General features: G+C 64.1%; 15 protein-coding genes. 5 read left to right on the top strand and 10 right to left on the bottom strand.

Translation table 11 applies throughout. The annotated features are described in order from the left end of the window. Positions 1–218 precede the first annotated feature (218 nt). A complete protein-coding gene (locus tag IVB01_RS05050) occupies positions 219–725 on the bottom strand; it encodes a septal ring lytic transglycosylase RlpA family protein (protein ID WP_247281233.1) in 507 nt (168 codons plus the stop codon). Between the two features lie 636 nt (positions 726–1,361). On the opposite strand from IVB01_RS05050, the gene IVB01_RS05045 reads away from it, so the two are divergent. From IVB01_RS05045 to IVB01_RS05025, 5 genes are all read left to right on the top strand, one after another. Next, positions 1,362–1,922: a F0F1 ATP synthase subunit delta gene (locus IVB01_RS05045; RefSeq protein WP_247281232.1), complete on the top strand. Its 561-nt coding sequence runs from the start codon at positions 1,362–1,364 to the stop codon at positions 1,920–1,922. Beyond that, complete coding sequence (gene atpA / locus IVB01_RS05040; protein ID WP_247494284.1) at positions 1,922–3,451, top strand: F0F1 ATP synthase subunit alpha; 1,530 nt, start codon at positions 1,922–1,924, stop codon at positions 3,449–3,451. The genes IVB01_RS05045 and atpA overlap by 1 nt, the downstream gene beginning before the upstream one ends. 177 nt (positions 3,452–3,628) lie before the next feature. After that, a complete protein-coding gene (locus IVB01_RS05035; protein WP_247281230.1) occupies positions 3,629–4,504 on the top strand; it encodes a F0F1 ATP synthase subunit gamma in 876 nt (291 codons plus the stop codon). A 52-nt stretch (positions 4,505–4,556) separates the two neighbouring features. Further along, positions 4,557–5,999 carry a F0F1 ATP synthase subunit beta gene (gene atpD, locus IVB01_RS05030; protein WP_247281229.1) on the top strand — a complete coding sequence of 481 codons (1,443 nt, stop codon included), beginning with the start codon at positions 4,557–4,559 and terminating at the stop codon, positions 5,997–5,999. 112 nt (positions 6,000–6,111) lie between these two features. Further along, positions 6,112–6,519, top strand: coding sequence for a F0F1 ATP synthase subunit epsilon (locus IVB01_RS05025; RefSeq protein WP_247281228.1), 408 nt, complete (start codon positions 6,112–6,114; stop codon positions 6,517–6,519). A 315-nt stretch (positions 6,520–6,834) separates the two neighbouring features. Here the strand turns inward: IVB01_RS05025 and IVB01_RS05020 are convergent, their stop codons facing one another. The 9 genes from IVB01_RS05020 to IVB01_RS04980 all read right to left on the bottom strand — a co-directional run bounded on the left by IVB01_RS05020 (position 6,835) and on the right by IVB01_RS04980 (position 15,181). Continuing rightward, a complete protein-coding gene (locus IVB01_RS05020) occupies positions 6,835–7,332 on the bottom strand; it encodes an RNA pyrophosphohydrolase (protein ID WP_247281227.1) in 498 nt (165 codons plus the stop codon). A 64-nt stretch (positions 7,333–7,396) separates the two neighbouring features. Next, positions 7,397–7,903 carry an RNA pyrophosphohydrolase gene (locus IVB01_RS05015; RefSeq protein ID WP_247281226.1) on the bottom strand — a complete coding sequence of 169 codons (507 nt, stop codon included), beginning with the start codon at positions 7,901–7,903 and terminating at the stop codon, positions 7,397–7,399. An 80-nt stretch (positions 7,904–7,983) separates the two neighbouring features. Continuing rightward, positions 7,984–9,225, bottom strand: coding sequence for a divergent polysaccharide deacetylase family protein (locus IVB01_RS05010; protein ID WP_247281225.1), 1,242 nt, complete (start codon positions 9,223–9,225; stop codon positions 7,984–7,986). Between the two features lie 144 nt (positions 9,226–9,369). Beyond that, a complete protein-coding gene (locus IVB01_RS05005; RefSeq protein WP_247281224.1) occupies positions 9,370–10,725 on the bottom strand; it encodes a S41 family peptidase in 1,356 nt (451 codons plus the stop codon). Further along, positions 10,722–12,044: a peptidoglycan DD-metalloendopeptidase family protein gene (locus tag IVB01_RS05000; RefSeq protein WP_247281265.1), complete on the bottom strand. Its 1,323-nt coding sequence runs from the start codon at positions 12,042–12,044 to the stop codon at positions 10,722–10,724. Before IVB01_RS05000 ends, IVB01_RS05005 begins: the two co-directional genes overlap by 4 nt. Before the next feature lie 32 nt (positions 12,045–12,076). Next, positions 12,077–12,559, bottom strand: coding sequence for a 23S rRNA (pseudouridine(1915)-N(3))-methyltransferase RlmH (rlmH, locus tag IVB01_RS04995; protein ID WP_247281223.1), 483 nt, complete (start codon positions 12,557–12,559; stop codon positions 12,077–12,079). Positions 12,560–12,656: 97 nt separating this feature from the next. Next, entirely contained in the window at positions 12,657–13,013 is a 357-nt protein-coding gene (rsfS, locus tag IVB01_RS04990) for a ribosome silencing factor (protein WP_024338888.1), read from the bottom strand. Positions 13,014–13,224: 211 nt separating this feature from the next. Further along, positions 13,225–13,869 carry a nicotinate-nucleotide adenylyltransferase gene (locus tag IVB01_RS04985; protein WP_247281222.1) on the bottom strand — a complete coding sequence of 215 codons (645 nt, stop codon included), beginning with the start codon at positions 13,867–13,869 and terminating at the stop codon, positions 13,225–13,227. Between the two features lie 16 nt (positions 13,870–13,885). After that, the gene (locus IVB01_RS04980) at positions 13,886–15,181 is read right to left on the bottom strand and encodes a glutamate-5-semialdehyde dehydrogenase (protein ID WP_247281221.1); all 1,296 of its coding nucleotides are present in this window, start codon (positions 15,179–15,181) and stop codon (positions 13,886–13,888) included. Positions 15,182–15,312: the final 131 nt, after the last annotated feature.

Raw genomic sequence — 15,312 nt, 5'->3', positions numbered from 1 at the left:
AGCAATCCAGAGTCTTCCCGCAGAAAATTTTCTGGATTGCTTCGCTGCGCTCGCAATGACGGCGCGGGAGGGGTGCGCGCCTCCACCCTCGTTGCGCGCCCCAGAATGACGGCGACGCCAACAAAAAAGCCCGCGGTCCCCCAAGACCGCGGGCTTGCTTCACGCGCGCATCAAACTGATGAAAACTGCGCGGCTGAGATGAGGCGCTGGTTCGCGCGTTAGGAGACGACTTCCGCGGTGACGCGGCCGACGCCGGCGCCGGTCAGGCCGATGGCGCGGGCAGCGCCGGTGGAGAGGTCGAGCACGCGGCCGCGAATGAACGGGCCGCGGTCATTGATGGTGACGATGACGCTCTGCCCGCCATGGGTGACGCGCAGCTTGGTGCCGAACGGCAGCGAACGGTGCGCGGCGGTCATGGCGTTCTGGTTGAAGCGCTGGCCCGAAGCAGTCTTGCTGCCGGATTCGTTGCCATAATAGGAGGCGATGCCGGAGAAGCTGCGGCCCGTGCCCGACGACGGCGTCATCGACGCATTGGCGTTGCGCCAATCGGAGCTCGCGTTGGTATCGTTCTGGGCGTGGTGGCGGTGATGATGATGGTGATGCCGGTGATGTCTGGATTTGGCGGAAGCCTCGGTGGCAGTTCCACCGATGAAGAGAGTTGCGGCAACAAAAGCGATCGCCGTGCGCGGCCGGGTCGCAAAGCCCAGCGTCTTCAAAGACAGCATTTAGTGGTCCCTAAGCTAGTATTGCCACATATGTGGCTAGTGGAGCCCCCATCAGTTTGTGAGCGGTATGGCGTTTCCTTTCGCAATGCGGCGTGAATTGGGCAGTAAATCCGCTCTGTGTCGTCATGAAACATCTTGTTACCTGTGCCGATATTCGGTCGATGTTCCGCAATCCTTTGTTTATCAATTCATTAACTAATCGATTACTTGGGAATACTGTAAAATGAAGTCATTTCCGCCAGCGTTTAGAATTGGGTAAGTATTCGGCTCATGGAACTGACGCGGCGGGATTCACGCCTTAGCGATCCGTGTTCATGGCCGGTATGCGCTAAGGGCAGGAACGAATGGGTGCCGAGCCGCCGCGAGGCTCACGGCAATTCCGTGATGCGGGAGCTCATCGTCACGCCATCGTGGCGTGCGACGAACTGGCGACAGATCCTCATGCCTTTAATTTGGCGTCATGTTGCACCTGCGCGCCTGCTATGTTAGCAAAGCCGCGATTTTAACGAGCCCGGCACCTCCCGTGCTGTTCGAAAAATCGAAGTCCCGCTTGAATTCCAAGGGCTTGGATCGCTAGGCGCCGCTTCGTGGCGACGGTTTTTCCCTTGCGAGTTTGACAGCAAAAAGAGCGCGTCTGTGGCTGCAGAAGATACGTCCGTTTCCGGTGTGTCCGGCCGTTATGCAACGGCCTTGTTCGAACTGGCCCGCGACCAGAAAGTGGTCGACGAAGTCAAAGCCGATCTTGAGAAATTCGAGGCCCTGCTGACCGAGAGCGCCGATCTCAATCGCCTCGTCCGCAGCCCGGTGTTCGCGGCTGACACCCAGTCCAGGGCCTTGTCGGCCGTCCTGACCAAGGCCGGCATCGCCGGCATCTCCGCCAATTTCCTGAAGGTGCTGACCGCCAACCGCCGCCTGTTCACGGTGTCGGACGTCATCCGCGCCTACCGCGCCCTCGTCGCCAAGTTCAAGGGCGAGACGACGGCCGATGTCACCGTCGCGGAAACGCTCTCGGGCAAGAATCTCGACGCCCTCAAGGTTGCCCTGAAGTCGGTGACCGGCAAGGACGTCGCGCTGAACGTGAAAGTCGATCCCTCGATCATCGGTGGCCTTGTCGTCAAGCTGGGCAGCCGCATGGTTGATAGTTCGCTTCGCACCAAACTCAATTCGATCAAGCACGCGATGAAAGAGGCAGGCTGATGGACATCCGCGCCGCGGAAATTTCCGCGATCCTCAAGGACCAGATCAAGAATTTCGGCCAGGAAGCTGAAGTCTCCGAAGTCGGACAGGTGCTGTCCGTCGGCGACGGTATCGCCCGCGTCTACGGTCTGGACAACGTCCAGGCCGGTGAAATGGTCGAGTTCGAGAACGGCACCCGCGGCATGGCGCTGAATCTGGAGACCGACAACGTTGGTGTCGTTATTTTCGGTGCCGACCGCGAGATCAAGGAAGGCCAGACCGTCAAGCGCACCCGCGCCATCGTGGACGCGCCGGTCGGCAAGGGCCTGCTCGGTCGCGTCGTCGACGCGCTCGGCAATCCCATCGACGGCAAGGGCCCGATCCAGGCCGACAAGCGCATGCGTGTCGACGTCAAGGCGCCCGGCATCATTCCGCGCAAGTCGGTGAACGAACCGATGGCGACCGGCCTCAAGGCGATCGACGCGCTGATCCCGATCGGCCGCGGCCAGCGCGAGCTGATCATCGGCGACCGCCAGACCGGCAAGACCGCGATCGCGCTCGACACCATCCTGAACCAGAAGCCGCTCAATGCGCAGCCGGACGAGAACATCAAGCTGTACTGCGTCTACGTCGCGGTCGGCCAGAAGCGTTCGACCGTTGCCCAGTTCGTGAAGGTGCTGGAAGAGCAGGGCGCGCTCGAATACTCGATCGTCGTCGCCGCCACCGCCTCGGATCCGGCACCGATGCAGTACATCGCGCCGTTCACCGGCTGCACCATGGGCGAGTACTTCCGCGACAACGGCATGCACGCGGTCATCATCTATGACGATCTGTCCAAGCAGGCCGTCGCCTACCGCCAGATGTCGCTGCTGCTGCGCCGCCCGCCGGGCCGCGAAGCCTATCCGGGTGACGTGTTCTATCTGCACTCCCGCCTGCTCGAGCGCGCGGCGAAGCTGAACAAGGACCAGGGCTCGGGCTCGCTGACCGCGCTGCCGGTCATCGAAACCCAGGCCAACGACGTGTCGGCCTACATTCCCACCAACGTCATCTCAATCACTGACGGCCAGATCTTCCTGGAAACCGATCTGTTCTTCCAGGGCATCCGTCCTGCGGTGAACGTCGGTCTGTCGGTGTCGCGCGTCGGCTCCTCGGCTCAGACCAAGGCCACCAAGAAGGTCGCCGGCAAGATCAAGGGCGAGCTCGCGCAGTACCGCGAAATGGCGGCGTTCGCGCAGTTCGGCTCCGACCTCGACGCCTCGACCCAGCGCCTGCTCAACCGCGGCTCGCGTCTCACCGAGCTCCTGAAGCAGCCGCAGTTCTCGCCGCTGAAGATGGAAGAGCAGGTCTGCGTGATCTGGGCCGGCACCAACGGTTACCTCGATCCGCTGCCGCTCAACAAGGTGCGCGCGTTCGAGGACGGCCTGCTCTCGCTGCTGCGCGGCAAGCACATCGACATCCTCAACGTGATCCGCGACAGCCGCGATCTCTCCGACGACACCGCTGCCAAGCTGAAGTCGGTGGTCGAGGGCTACGCGAAGTCTTTCGCATAAGAAGGCCGTCAGGGCCGGGCTAAGGCGCGAAGCGCGTCTTCGCATCTAAAGTCCCGGCCAATCCACGCCTTCGCGTGGGTTATGAAGACGTGGATGCCCCGGGACAAGCCCGGGCATGACGATTGGGATAGGCTAGCGGCTTGATCGTAAGGGTCGAACCGCCGGGGTGAACGAAGAATGGCGTCACTTAAAGACATGCGCGTCCGCATCGCCTCCACCAAGGCGACGCAAAAGATCACCAAGGCCATGCAGATGGTCGCGGCGTCGAGATTGCGCCGCGCCCAGCAAGCGGCCGAAGCGGCGCGGCCCTATGCCGACAAGATGAGCGCAGTGATCGCCAATATCGCCAGCGCCGCCGCGGGCTCGCCCGGCGCGCCGGCATTGCTGGCCGGCACCGGCAAGGACCAGGTTCACCTGCTGCTCGTCTGCACCGGCGAGCGCGGCCTGTCCGGCGCCTTCAACTCCTCGATCGTGCGCCTGGCGCGCGAGCGCGCGCAGGCGTTGATCGCGCAAGGCAAGGAAGTGAAATTCTTCTGCGTCGGCCGCAAGGGCTATGAGCAGCTCCGCCGCCTGTTCGACAAGCAGATCGTCGAGCACATGGATCTGCGCAGCGTCCGCCAGCTCGGCTTCATCAATGCCGAGGACATCGCCAAGAAGGTTCTGGCGCGTTTCGACAACGGCGAGTTCGACGTCTGCACGCTGTTCTACGCGCGCTTCCGTTCGGTGATCGCGCAGATCCCGACCGCCCAGCAGATCATTCCGCTGACCGTGGAAGAAAAGGCGGCGAACGCGCCGGCGACATCCTATGAATACGAGCCGGAGGAGGACGAACTCCTCTCCCGCCTATTGCCGCGCAATATCGCGGTGCAGATCTTCCGCGCGCTGCTCGAAAACAATGCCTCGTTCTACGGCGCGCAGATGAGTTCGATGGACAACGCCACCCGCAACGCCGGTGAAATGATCCGCAAGCAAACCCAGATCTACAACCGAACCCGTCAAGCCCAGATCACCAAGGAGCTGATCGAGATCATCTCCGGCGCCGAGGCGCTCTGACGCACCAATTAAACGACGGTCGTTCAAGTACAGAATTTCGAAGGAGAGCTTCATGGCTACAGCAGCTAACCCGGTCGGTCGCGTCACCCAGGTCATGGGCGCCGTCGTCGACGTTCAGTTCGAAGGCCACCTCCCGGCCATTCTCAATTCGCTGGAAACCAAGAACGGCAATATCCGTCTGGTACTCGAAGTTGCGCAGCATCTCGGCGAGTCCACCGTGCGCACGATCGCGATGGACGTGACCGAAGGTCTGGTGCGCGGCCAGGAAGTGACCGACACCGGCCAGCCGATCGCGGTTCCGGTGGGCGCCGGCACGCTCGGGCGCATCATGAACGTGATCGGCGAGCCGATCGACGAAGCCGGCCCGATCCAGTCGGAAGGCAAGCGCGCCATCCACCAGGAAGCGCCAACCTACACCGATCAGTCGACCGAAGCTGAAATTCTCGTCACCGGCATCAAGGTCGTCGATCTCTTGGCCCCGTATGCGAAGGGCGGCAAGATCGGCCTGTTCGGCGGCGCCGGCGTCGGCAAGACCGTGCTGATTCAAGAGCTGATCAACAACGTCGCCAAGGCGCACGGCGGTTACTCCGTGTTCGCCGGCGTCGGCGAGCGGACCCGCGAGGGCAACGACCTCTATCACGAGTTCATCGAATCCAAGGTCAACGCCGATCCGCACAATCCGGATCCGAGCGTGAAGTCGAAATGCGCGCTGGTGTTCGGCCAGATGAACGAGCCGCCGGGCGCCCGCGCCCGCGTCGGCCTCACCGGTCTGACTGTCGCCGAGCACTTCCGCGACCAGGGCCAGGACGTGCTGTTCTTCGTCGACAACATCTTCCGCTTCACGCAAGCCGGCTCGGAAGTGTCGGCGCTGCTCGGCCGTATTCCTTCGGCGGTGGGTTATCAGCCGACGCTCGCCACCGATATGGGCGCGCTGCAGGAGCGCATCACCACCACGCAGAAGGGCTCGATCACCTCGGTGCAGGCCATCTACGTGCCGGCCGATGACTTGACCGACCCGGCGCCGGCGACCTCGTTCGCGCATTTGGACGCCACCACCGTGCTGTCGCGCGCGATCTCGGAAAAGGGCATCTACCCCGCGGTCGACCCGCTCGACTCGACCTCGCGCATGCTCTCGCCGCTCGTCGTCGGTCAGGAGCACTACGACACCGCGCGCCAGGTCCAGCAGGTGCTCCAGCGCTACAAGTCGCTGCAGGACATCATCGCCATTCTCGGCATGGACGAGCTCTCGGAAGAGGACAAGCTGACGGTGGCCCGTGCCCGCAAGATCGAGCGCTTCCTGTCGCAGCCGTTCCACGTCGCCGAAATCTTCACGGGTTCGCCGGGCAAGTTCGTCGACCTCGCCGACACCATCAAGGGCTTCAAGGGCCTGGTGGAAGGCAAGTACGACCACCTGCCGGAAGCTGCCTTCTACATGGTCGGCACCATCGAAGAAGCCGTCGAGAAGGGCAAGAAGCTCGCCGCTGAAGCGGCTTAAGCATTCTCATCTCGTCATCGCCGGGCTTGACCCGGCGATCCATCGAGAGCGTTTTGATGGATGGACCCGCGGGCCAAGCCCGCGGGTGACAAGCGGAAAAAACGGATAGCTCATGGCCACCTTTCACTTCGATCTCGTCTCTCCGGAAAAGCTCGCCTTCTCGGGCGAGGTCGACCAGGTCGACATCCCCGGCGTCGAGGGTGACTTCGGCGTGCTGGCGGGACATGCGCCGGTCGTCGCTGCGATCCGCCCCGGCATTCTCACCGTGACCACGGGCGGCAGGCACGAGAAGGTCATCGTGCTCGGCGGCCTTGCCGAAGTCTCTGAAAGGGGCCTGACTGTGCTCGCCGACGTCGCGACGTCGCTGGCCGAGCTCGATCGTGCGCAGTTCGCCGAGACGATCGCGGAGATGGAAGAGAATCTGAAGGAGCACGAAGGCAGCGAGCTCGATCACGCCATCGAGCGGCTGGACCACTTCAAGAGCATCCAGCACCAGCTCAACTCCACGGCTATGCACTAAGCCCCGGGGCACTGCTCCGGGGCTCAAGCCTAGAATTCGTGAACAGATTCAGCGCTCGTCACACCGTGGCGGGCGCTGAAGCTTTGCTGCACCGCGCCGTGCGCGCCTAGTTTAGCTGGCCCAATGCCGACGCAAATCGCGAAGGCACCGATGACGCCGCCGAGTGCCACGCGGCGATGGCGCCGATGTCGGCACCTTCACCATTCGATTGCGCTTTGCTGCCGATTCTACCCGACACTTCAAAGGCTTCACACTAACCACAGTGCATCGCGCCGAAGGTGCTCGGCTACTGTGCATGGGGTTGTTTTCGCAGTTTTAGTTTCCGAACCCCGCAAACTGCCGTGCCACGGCGCGGTAGACGTCGCGGCGGAACGGGACCACGAGGTCGGCGACGCGGTCGAGGCGCTCCCAGCGCCAGGCGTCGAATTCCGCCGGCTGGCCGTTCCGCGGCGTCAGCGGATCGATCTCGTCGTCACGCCCGGTGAAGCGCAGCGCGAACCATTTTTGGCGCTGGCCACGGAATTTCGCCAGCCGGTGCGTCTGCGGTCCGTCGTAAGGTGGGAATTCGTAGGTGAACCAGTCGGTCTCGCCGAGATAGTCGGCGCTGACGACGTTGGTCTCCTCCCAGAGCTCGCGCATCGCCGCATCGCGCAGATTCTCGCCCTCATCGACGCCGCCCTGCGGCATCTGCCAGTCGAGTCCCGGCAGGATGATCTCGGGCCCGTCGCCCTTGAAGCGGTGGCCGATCAGCACGCGGCCATTGGCGTTGAACAGGGCGATGCCCACATTGGGGCGGTAGGGCTTTTCCGTCACGCGTGCATCTTTCGCTGTCACTCCGCGCGATGGATTAGCACCGAACCTGGAACGGCAACTCGAATTATTGATCCGCCAGCGCGGAAAATTCCATCACCACGCGTTCATAGACCGGACGCTTGAACGGGATGATCAAGCCCGGGAGGTTCTTCATCGGCTCCCAGCGCCAGCTCACGAACTCGGCCTTGTGGCCGCCACCGCCGGGCTTTTCGACATTGATCTCGCTATCCTTGCCGGTGAAGCGCACCGCGAACCATTTTTGGCGCTGGCCGCGGTAGCGGCCCTTCCAGGTGCGCCCGGCCACCGTGCGCGGAATGTCGTAGGTGAGCCAGTCCGGCACCTCACCGAGCCGCTCGACCGAGCGCACGCTGGTCTCTTCATAGAGCTCGCGCTTGGCGGCTTCCCAGGTGTCCTCGCCGGGATCGACGCCGCCCTGCGGCATCTGCCAGACATGGGCGTCGTCGACATGCTCGATGCCGCCGGCGCGGCGGCCGATGAACACCAGCCCCTTCGTGTTGATCAGCATCACACCGACGCAGGTCCGGTAGGGCAGATCCTCGTAACGCGCCATTCCGCCAGACCCCTCGCATGCTGTTGTCGGTAGGACCTGATGCGGCCCGCCGGGCACCCGTGCCGTACCAATTCGTTGATTTAGCTGGATTTTGATTTCAGCATCGCGGTTGTCAATGGCACCAAAAGGATACCCCGGTCGCCCAATGTCTTGGTCCAGACGCCGATGCGCTCGATCGAGACGGGCAGGGCCGAGGCAGTGCCGACAGCGGCGCCGCGCTCGCGCGCCGTCGCTTCGAGCTTGTTCAGGGCGCGGTCGATCTCGGTCGGCGTCGGCACCACGTCGATCGCGATGTCGCCCTTCCCGAACGGCATCGCTTGGTTGGCCGCGGCCTGGGACGCGATACTGCGGGGTGAGGAGCCGTCGTCGAAGAAGCCGAGCCCGCGCTTGGCCGCTTCGCGGATGATCGGCTGCATCGCCGGCTCGGTCGCGATGAAGCGAGCGCCCATGAAATTGGTGAGGCCGGCATAGCCTTGCATCCGGCTCAGGTGCCAGTACAGGCGGTCCATGTTCTGATCGGTGCTGAGCGAGGTCAGCAATGTTTGCGGCCCGGGATCGTTGTCGGGGAAGTCATAGGGCTCCATCGGGATCTGGAGGAAGACCTCGTGGCGCTGGGCGCGGGCCCGCTCGGCAAGCTTGCCAGGGTCGGACCCATAGGGTGTGAAGGCCAGCGTCACCGCAGGCGGCAGCTTCATGATCGCATCGGTGGTCTTGGCGGCGCCGACCCCCAGGCCGCCGATCACGATGGCGACCACCGGCATCTTTGCGGCCTTGGCGCGGTCGGCATCGGCCGCGTAGACGTTGAACGGCTTCAAGTCCCCGGCGACCACCGGGATCATGCCGTAGCGCGACTTCTCCAGCAGTTTTGGTTCGATCCCGGCCATAACAGGCGGCGGTGCCGAAGCCGCCCCGCCCTTGTCGGTGGCCTCGCCAGCGCCGATCACGACGTCATGGCGTGCGCCGGTGGAGCCGTCGATCATGGTGACGGTCTTCTGCTCACTGGGAGCGGCCTGCTTCGGCGTCTCCTTGGTCCTGCTGTCCTGACCGTGGCCGGCGGCGGCCGGCTTCTCTTCGGTAGCCTTGTCCGCTGTCTTGTCCGTTGTTGTGTCCGTTGTCTTGGGCTCGCGGATCGCGATCCGCATCATCGGCTCGCCGCCGAGCGGATCCTTGTTGAAGATGGCGAAGCCGGCAAAGGTGACCAGGAACAGGAGAAGCAGGACGGCAAGCAGCTGCATGGCCGTAAACGGCAGCCGCAGCCGGCGTTTCCGGCGCGGCTTGTCCTGTCCGAGCGGGGCGCTCAGATCATCGGCCGTTTCAGTCATGCGCGATCCCGAATCACTCGCAACGACGATACCACGCCGAGGTCAAGCGGCGGCAGGCCGGGATCGGCCGGGGGCATCAGGAGTTCCAAGCAAAAAGGGCGGCTTTTGCAGCCGCCCTTTGCAAGAAGTTCGTGTGAGCCGATTCTAGTTCGCCGCTTTGGGCTTGTCGGCGGCGGCCTTGTCGCCGCCCGGCGTCGGTGCGGCCGAGGCGCTGTTCTTGATGCCGTGGAGCAAATCGTCGGCAAGCTTGAGCGCCTTGTCGTCCTTGGCGTCCGGCGGGACGTAGGACTGCGAGCCGGTCTTCTCGTCGCCATCGTTCTTGAGGTGGCCGCGCAGCGACGCCTCGCCCTTGGTGTCGGTGCGGGACTTCAGCTCGTCCGGCACGTCCTGAAGCACTTCGATGTCCGGCACGATGCCCTTGGCCTGGATCGACTTGCCCGACGGCGTGTAGTAGCGCGCGGTGGTCAGCCGCAGTGCGCCGTTGCCGCTTCCGAGCGGAATGATGGTCTGCACCGAGCCCTTGCCGAACGAGCGCGTGCCGACGATGGTCGCCCGCTTGTGGTCCTGCAGCGCGCCGGCGACGATCTCGGAGGCCGAGGCCGAGCCGCCATTGACCAGCACGATGACCGGCTTGCCCTTGGTGAGGTCGCCCGCATGCGCGGTACGGCGCTGGGTCTCCTCGGCATTGCGGCCGCGGGTCGACACGATCTCGCCCTTCTCCAGGAAGGAGTCGGAGACGGTGACCGCTTCCTCCAGCAGGCCGCCCGGATTGTTACGGAGATCGATGATGTAGCCCTTCAGCTTGTCGCCGATCTGGTTCGAGAGATTGCCGATCTCGCGCTTCAGGCCTTCGGTGGTCTGCTCGTTGAAGGTGGTGATGCGGATATAGGCGATGTCGTCGGCTTCGACGCGCGCGCGCACCGAGCGCACGCGGATGTTGTCGCGCACCAAGGTGACGTCGAGCGGATTGTCCTGGCCCTTGCGGATGATCTTGAGCTTGATCTTGGTGTTGACCGGACCGCGCATCTTCTCGACCGCCTGGTTCAGGGTCAGGCCCTGCACCGCCTCGTCGTCGAGATTGGTGATGATATCGTTGGCCATGATGCCGGCGCGCGAGGCCGGTGTGTCGTCGATCGGCGAGACCACCTTGATCAGGCCGTCTTCCATCGTGACCTCGATGCCGAGGCCGCCGAACTCGCCGCGGGTCTGCACCTGCATGTCACGGAAGCTCTTGGCGTCCATGTAGCTCGAATGCGGATCAAGGCCGGTCAGCATGCCGCTGATCGCGGATTCGATCAGCTTGGTGTCGTCGGGCTTCTCGACATAGTCGGAGCGCACGCGCTCGAAGACGTCGCCGAACAGATTGAGCTGGCGATAGGTGTCCGCGGTGGCGGCTCGCGCGCTGGAGCCCATGAACACGGCGCGCGGTTGGGTCACGAACAGCGTCAGCGCCGCGCCGGTGGCCGCGCTGAGGAGGATTACTGAAGTCTTGCGCATCATCCGCGAACCTTCTCGCCTTCATTTGCGGCCCACCATGGGCCTGGATCGATTGGAGTGCCGTCTTTGCGGAACTCGACATACAGCACAGGTTGACTCGCGTTAGTGGCGAGAATGGAGGCGACCTGAGAGGTCGACCCCATGGTCGCGACCGGCTCCCCCGTGAGCACAAACTGTCCGATGTTGACCGAAATGCGCTCCATCCCGGCGATCAGGACATGATACCCGCCCCCGGCATTGAGGATCAAGAGTTGTCCATAGCTGCGGAAGGGGCCGGCATAGACCACCCAGCCGTCACACGGCGTTGTGACCTGAGAGCCGGGCTTGGTGGCCAGTGAAATGCCCTTCTGGACCCCGCCGATCCCGTCGGAACCACCAAAGTCCCTGATCTTGTTACCATTCACCGGAAGAGGCAGGAGCCCCTTTGCCGACGCGAAGGCAATCGCGGGCGTGGTCCGGGACCGGTCCTTGAAAGCGCCCGGGCCGGACTTGGCGCTGGCGGCCGCCTTCGCCTCGGCCTGCTTTGCCGCTTCGGCCGCCTTCTCAGCGGCCTTGGCGGCGCTTTGCAGATCCTGCTCCATCTTGGTGATCAGGCCCTGGAGATCGCCGACCTGCTTTGACAGCATGATCGCGCGCGAATTCTCGGCGTCGAGGTCCTTTTCCCGCGCCGCCTGCTGGCGCTGCCGCTCGTCGACCAAAGCAGTGAGCCGGCTCTGGTCGTTGCGAACCCGGTCGCGGTCGAGGGCGAGCTGGTCGCGTTCGGTGGCGATGTTCTTGCGCAGGGCGACGAGCTCGCCGAGGTCGCCGGCGATCTTCTCGGCGCGGCCGCGCAACTCCGGCACGACGGCGCCCAGCAGCATCGCGGTGCGCAGCGACTGCAGCGCATCTTCGGGGCGCACCAGCAGCGCGGGTGGCGTGCGCCTTCCGGCGCGCTGCAAGGCGGCCAGCACTTCGACGATGTCGGCGCGGCGCGAATCGAGCGAGGCGCGCATCTGTTGCTCGCGGCCGTTCAGCGTCCGCAGCCGGGCTTCGGCTTCGTCGATCTTGGTCTCGACGGTGCGCACATTGGCGGCGGTGTCGATCAGCTGCTGATTGAGTTGAGTGCGGTCCTGGCCGAGCGCGGTGATCTCGGCCTTGAGCTTGGCCTGCGCTTCCTCCGCGCTCTTCTGCCTGGCGCGCGCGGCCTCGAGCTCCTGCTCGCGCTGCTTGATTACATCGGGCGAGACAGCCGCGGTCTGCGGCGGCGTCGCCGTCTGAGCGTGCGCGAGGCTTGTGCCTGCGAGGCCAGTGATCAGCAGCAGGTTGAGAATCGGCGCACGCATCTCGTCGGCAAAGGTGCTCGTTGTGGCGCGCATCACGCGCGGTGATAGGGGTGGCCGGCCAGAATGGTGGCGGCCCGATAAAGCTGTTCCAGAAGCATGACGCGGACCATTTGGTGCGGCCAGGTCGCAGAGCCGAACGCGATCGCGAGCTTGGCCTTACGGCGCAATTCGGGCGAAAGTCCGTCCGCCCCTCCGATCACGAAGATAGTATGTCCGGCGCCTTCGTCCCGCCAGCGCGCCAGATGCCGTGCGAATACGGTGGAGTCCAGATTCTGACCGCGCTCGTCCAGCGCCACCAGGACCGCCTTCTCCGGAATATGGGCCGAGATCGCCGCGGCCTCTTCAGCCATCCGCGTTGCTGCGTCGCGCGCCCGGCTCTCCGCAAGTTCGTAAATCGAGAGGTCGCGAAATCCGAGCTTGCGGCCGGCCTCGGCGAACCGCTCGAAATAGCGATCGGCAAGCTCCCGTTCGGGGCCCTGCTTCAGCCGGCCCACCGCAATGACAGCAACACGCATGATGGCTTCAGCGTCGTGTTTTCAAGGTCGCGCGCATCAGACGCGCGCACGACGCTAGCATGCGCGTCAGCCGATTCGAAATCGGCTCGTCAGGCCTCTAGATCGCCTTCGCCGCCCCTGGGCCCTGCGTGTACAATCGCTCGAGATTGTAGAACTCGCGGACCTCGGGTCTGAACACGTGCACGATCACGTCGCCGGAATCGATCAGCACCCAGTCGCAATTGGGCAAGCCCTCGACATGGATGTTCTTGATGCCGTTTTCCTTGAGGCTTTTGGTGACGTTTTCCGCGATCGCGCCAACGTGCCGGTTAACCCGGCCGGTGGTAACGATCATGTAGTCGGAGTACGCCGATTTGCCGCGAAGGTCGATTGTGACCGTCTCTTCCGCCTTCATGTCCTCGAGGCGGGAGAGGATCAGGCTCAGCGTCTTGTCGGCGTCGGGTTGCGCCTTCAAGGCAGCTTTGGACGATGTTTTACGCGTAGGCTTAGCAACCTTGGGTAAAACAGACTTGGACAATACAGATGTGGCCAGGGACCATTCCTTTCACTGTATCGCGAACGCCGAATCCGGCGCTCACCGGTTACACTACATCATGTGGGGTTAAGGGTTTCAATATGCCAGAGAGCCTCAAATCCACACACTCCGTCTCACTTCGTACCTTTTCTCACTTCGTACCTTTCCAGCTCCCGTCCGGGTTCCGCAGGCCCGTCGACGAGAGATTCAGCTTCAATCCGGTCAGGAACACCCAGGCCGGCGCCGGCCGATCCGCAAGCAGTGCCGCCTTATTCTCGGGCAAGCGGTAGCGCGCCAGTGCCTTGGCGGCAGGAGAGGCGAGGGCACGAAAACTTTGCGGCGGGCGATCGATGACCGCAATCGGCACCTGGGCGGCGATCCGCCGCCAGTCCTGCCAACGGTGGAATTGAGCGAGGTTGTCGGCGCCCATGATCCAGACAAAGCGCAAGCCGGGTAAACGGCGGCGCAAGATGTTGATCGTGTCGATAGTGTAGCGCGTGCGAATGACGGATTCGAGACAGCTCACCTCGATCCTGGGATCGGCCGCGACGTCACGCGCCGCCTGCATGCGCGCGCCGACCTCATGCAGCGTGCCGTTCTCCTTGAGCGGATTGCCTGGCGTCACCAGCCACCAGACGCGATCGAGCTGTAATCGCTTCAGCGCGAATTGGCTGATTGCGCGATGGGCCTGGTGCGGCGGATTGAACGAGCCGCCGAGCAGGCCGACGCGCATGCCCTGGGTGTAGGGCGGGATCGCTTGCGCCACGAAGCGCGGCACGACGAAATTGTTGCTCAATGCCCGCCCCGAGCGGCTACGGCCGCGTCTGCCCGGTGCCGAGGACCCGGTATTTGAAGCTCGTCAGCTGCTCGGCGCCAACAGGTCCGCGGGCATGGAAGCGGCCGGTGGCGATGCCGATCTCCGCACCGAAGCCGAACTCGCCGCCATCGGCAAACTGCGTCGAAGCGTTGTGCAGCACGATCGCGGAATCGACCTCGCTCAGGAATTTCTTCGCGGCGACCTCGTCCGCGCTCACGATGGCGTCGGTGTGATGCGAGCCGTGGTTCCGGATGTGCGCGATCGCGCCGTCGACGCCGTCGACCACTTTCGCTGCGATGATCGCATCGAGATATTCAGTATTCCAATCGTCTTCGCTGGCAGGCTTTACGCGTGCGTCGGTCTTCTGCACCGCATCGTCGCCGCGCACTTCGCACCCGGCATCCAACAGCATCTCGACCAGCGGCTTCAGGCTCCTTGCGGCTCCCGCACGATCGACCAGCAGCGTCTCGGCGGCGCCGCAGACACCGGTGCGGCGCATTTTTGCGTTGAGCACGATCGATTTTGCCATGGCGAGGTCGGCGCTGGCATCGATGTAGACGTGATTGACCCCTTCGAGATGCGCGAACACCGGCACGCGCGCTTCCTGCTCGACGCGCGCGACGAGGCTCTTGCCCCCGCGCGGCACGATCACGTCGATCGCGCCATTCAATCCTGACAGCATCATGCCGACCGCCGCGCGGTCGCGCGTCGGCACCAGCGTGATCGCGGCTTCGGGCAGGCCGGCTTCGCGCAGGCCTTGCACCAGGCATTCATGGATGGCGCGGCAGGAGCGGAAACTGTCGGAGCCGCCGCGCAGGATCACGGCATTGCCGGACTTCAGGCACAGCACGCCGGCATCGGCCGCAACATTCGGCCTGCTCTCGAAGATCACACCGACGACGCCGAGCGGCACGCGCACGCGCTCGATGGTCATGCCGTTCGGCCGCTGCCAGCTTTCAGTAACGACACCGATCGGATCGGCAATGCCGCGCACGGTGCTGATGCCCTCCGCCATCCCTGCGACGCGCGCCGGCGTCAGCGTCAGGCGGTCGATGAAGGAGGCGGTCGCGTTGCCGGAGGCGCGGGCTTCAGCGACGTCCTCGGCATTGGCGGCGAGGATCGCCGCAGCGTTGCCGCGGATCGCCCGCTCCATGGCTTCCAGCGCCCGGTTCTTCTGCTCCGGCAGCGCCAGCGCGAGCACGCGCGCGGCTGCGCGGGCACGGGTACCGAGATCGGACATCAGCGCCTGGAGATCGGCATTGCCGTCAACGGCTTTGAGGGGGGCGGCCATGGGAGTCAACCTTCTGCTAAGGCGGTGTCCTAGCACGGAAATCCTGCGTCTGCGAAGGGCGGGGACGGTATGGCTGGTCTCCCGGCGAACTGGTGCAACAAGGCCATTGGCCCAACCGCGATGTCATGGCC

The sequence above is a fragment of the Bradyrhizobium sp. 164 genome (genome assembly GCF_023073715.1).
GTDB lineage: Bacteria > Pseudomonadota > Alphaproteobacteria > Rhizobiales > Xanthobacteraceae > Bradyrhizobium.
This window is presented reverse-complemented; position numbering and strand designations above follow the sequence as displayed.

Bases quoted from the DNA above. Each gene is read 5' to 3' on its own strand.
- IVB01_RS05050 (WP_247281233.1), bottom strand. From the start codon at position 725: ATGCTGTCTTTGAAGACGCTGGGCTTTGCGACCCGGCCGCGCACGGCG.
- atpA (WP_247494284.1), top strand. From the start codon at position 1,922: ATGGACATCCGCGCCGCGGAAATTTCCGCGATCCTCAAGGACCAGATC.
- IVB01_RS05035 (WP_247281230.1), top strand. From the start codon at position 3,629: ATGGCGTCACTTAAAGACATGCGCGTCCGCATCGCCTCCACCAAGGCG.
- atpD (WP_247281229.1), top strand. From the start codon at position 4,557: ATGGCTACAGCAGCTAACCCGGTCGGTCGCGTCACCCAGGTCATGGGC.
- IVB01_RS05025 (WP_247281228.1), top strand. From the start codon at position 6,112: ATGGCCACCTTTCACTTCGATCTCGTCTCTCCGGAAAAGCTCGCCTTC.
- IVB01_RS05015 (WP_247281226.1), bottom strand. From the start codon at position 7,903: ATGGCGCGTTACGAGGATCTGCCCTACCGGACCTGCGTCGGTGTGATG.
- IVB01_RS05010 (WP_247281225.1), bottom strand. From the start codon at position 9,225: ATGACTGAAACGGCCGATGATCTGAGCGCCCCGCTCGGACAGGACAAG.
- IVB01_RS05005 (WP_247281224.1), bottom strand. From the start codon at position 10,725: ATGATGCGCAAGACTTCAGTAATCCTCCTCAGCGCGGCCACCGGCGCG.
- IVB01_RS05000 (WP_247281265.1), bottom strand. From the start codon at position 12,044: ATGCGTGCGCCGATTCTCAACCTGCTGCTGATCACTGGCCTCGCAGGC.
- rlmH (WP_247281223.1), bottom strand. From the start codon at position 12,559: ATGCGTGTTGCTGTCATTGCGGTGGGCCGGCTGAAGCAGGGCCCCGAA.
- IVB01_RS04980 (WP_247281221.1), bottom strand. From the start codon at position 15,181: ATGGCCGCCCCCCTCAAAGCCGTTGACGGCAATGCCGATCTCCAGGCG.